Origin of the sequence: Phaeodactylibacter luteus (genome assembly GCF_007993045.1) — a bacterium.
Lineage (GTDB): Bacteria > Bacteroidota > Bacteroidia > Chitinophagales > Saprospiraceae > Phaeodactylibacter > Phaeodactylibacter luteus.
The window spans coordinates 1-2,410 of record NZ_VOOR01000117.1 but is presented as its reverse complement, the minus strand read 5'-3'; the positions used below and the strand labels follow the sequence as shown (position 1 = coordinate 2,410).

Genomic DNA, 2,410 nt, shown 5'->3' with positions numbered 1-2,410 from the left:
TCAATTCTTGATACATAAGGTATATTGAAACGTTTAAAATAAATTCACATGAAGATATCTCTGAACGGTTTTTAAAATCCTTGCAAACAGCAAATCAGCAAGTAATCCTTACAACAGATGGGTGCCAAGGTATGAAAACAACATTTTGTGGAGTTGTATGGGATCTTCTAAATGGAAAAATATATTACACTAATCTAGGCGATTCAAGAATATATGAATTTGCGGACAATGAATTTAGACAAATAAGTACAGATGAAGTTAAATCCGTAATACTGCGAAAAAAAGACGGGAAACCATTGATAATTTCAGGAGTGGTCGTTACAGCTGAAGGAGTAACAAATGTAATTGGAAGCCGTGAAGCACATTATGAGATTAAAGTGAAAAATGATGAAGCCATTAAAGGTGTTATTTTATCAACAGATGGCATGCATGGAGCATCTTCCAAGTTTGAAGAAGATTTATTAACAGTGATCAATGCAATTGATTTAGAGAATGGACTCGAGCAAATTTGCCAAGAATATAAAGATATTCAAAAAGATGACATGACAATTATTGCCTTAAGGAAAATTAATGGAAAAAATAATTATTCCAAAATGATTTCATCCATTTTAAATAATGAGGATTTTTCGGGCATGAGCAATTTCGAAATATCAAAAGTGTTATTGCAGGGAATTGAAGAAGGGATAAAAGAAAAGAATGCCTTCATAGTAAATAAATTACTTTCCATAAGAGAAATTAAAAGAATTGATTTTGGAAGAGAAAAGATAGGGGATTTAATATCACTAATGTTTAAGGTGGATTTCCAAGATGGGGAGGTCTATCAAAAACTTTTGAGTATAATGAGAAGTAGCAAAATATAAAATACAGTATGTGACAATGTATAATTGCCTATACCGCCCAACCGGGACGGCACCCCTGACCGGCCACCGCAACAAGCGCCAAGCGGGATCCAGAATGAGCGAGCGGAGTTTAGCGTTAGCTAAACCAAATGCCCAGTGGGCATTTGGCAGAGCGAACCGCGACAGCGGTACCGGGCTTTCCGGGCGGTTCTGAATACTATTAGTATCAGTCCAGATCTGTACACCCTGAAGTCCAGATAAAAGGAAAGAGCAAGACTGTACAGCCCCCAGCCATTGCCATACAGCTGTGCAGGAGGCCAGCAGAACCGCCAGCAAAAAGCATCAGCCCGAGGGGGGGCGCATCCCAGTATTTTCCTTCCGGCCAGCCTTGATGGCCCACCGCCGGGCTAGTTTTTCCTGTTGCCATGCAGGCGGCATTGTGATTTTTTGTATTTTGCAGCATTGCCTGTGGGATAGTGTGGCGCGCTGGGCGCGGTAGGGGCTATGCAAAGCCTGGAAAAAGCGCAACAAATTGGGGGGATAAGGCGGATATTACAGAGTTGCAGGCAAGCAATTAAAATAACAAAAAACTGTAGACATAAAACTCAAAATTGGCTATATTTGAAAACCATAGTTAGGTATGCTTTTTTTAATAATTGATTATGAGTGCTTTAGAAGATAGGTATATAAATCCGTTAACTGATTTTGGGTTCAAGAAGCTATTTGGCACTGAGCCAAACAAAGTCTTATTGATAGATTTCTTGAATCAGGTTCTTCCAAAAAAACATAAGATTAAGGATTTGTCCTATTCCCGGAATGAACAAATGGGATTAAATGAGTTAGACCGAAAAGCTGTATTTGACCTTTATTGTATAGGCGAGTCAGGAGAGCGGTTTATAGTAGAAATTCAAAAAGCGAAACAAAATTACTTTAAAGATAGAAGTATTTATTATTCATCATTTCCGATCCAAGAACAAGCAAAAAAAGGAGAGTGGAATTATAGGTTAGAACCGGCATATACTGTAGGGATATTAGACTTTGTTTTTGACGATCATAAATCAGATAATGAACTGCTTCATATTGTCGAGTTAAAAAACCAAAAATGTGAAGTGTTTTATGACAAACTGAAATTCATTTATATAGAATTGCCTAAATTTAAAAAGAATGAAGAAGAATTAGAGAGTCATTTTGACAAATGGCTGTATATATTTAAGCATTTATCAGATTTACAAGACCGGCCCAAAAGGTTACAAGATAAAATATTCGAGAGATTATTTGAGGCTGCTGAAATAGCCAAATTTACACCCGAAGAAAGAGAAGTCTATGAAGAGAGTTTAAAACATTATAGGGATTTGAAAAATGTAGTAGACACATCAAGAGAAGAGGGGATCGAAGAAGGTATAAAAGAAGTAGCTAAAAGAATGAAAGCAAAAGGAATGTCGAACTCGGAGATATCAGAATTGACAGGATTGAGCGAAAATCAAATTGATGAACTATAAGAAAGCCTGCCTGCGACAATGGCTAGCCGACAATACTCGGCTGCGCTGTGTACTGCGGCTAGCCGGGCCGTT

At 37.7% G+C, this 2,410-nt stretch carries 2 protein-coding genes; both read left to right on the top strand.

Translation table 11 applies throughout. The annotated features are described in order from the left end of the window. Positions 1–80: 80 nt before the first annotated feature. Positions 81–860, top strand: coding sequence for a SpoIIE family protein phosphatase (locus FRY97_RS21675; RefSeq protein WP_170254832.1), 780 nt, complete (start codon positions 81–83; stop codon positions 858–860). A gap of 641 nt (positions 861–1,501) precedes the next feature. Further along, the gene (locus FRY97_RS21670) at positions 1,502–2,338 is read left to right on the top strand and encodes an Rpn family recombination-promoting nuclease/putative transposase (protein WP_147169711.1); all 837 of its coding nucleotides are present in this window, start codon (positions 1,502–1,504) and stop codon (positions 2,336–2,338) included. The last annotated feature ends 72 nt before the right edge of the window (positions 2,339–2,410 follow it).

Coding starts and splice junctions, on each gene's coding strand:
- FRY97_RS21670 (WP_147169711.1), top strand. CDS start 1,502: ATGAGTGCTTTAGAAGATAGGTATATAAATCCGTTAACTGATTTTGGG.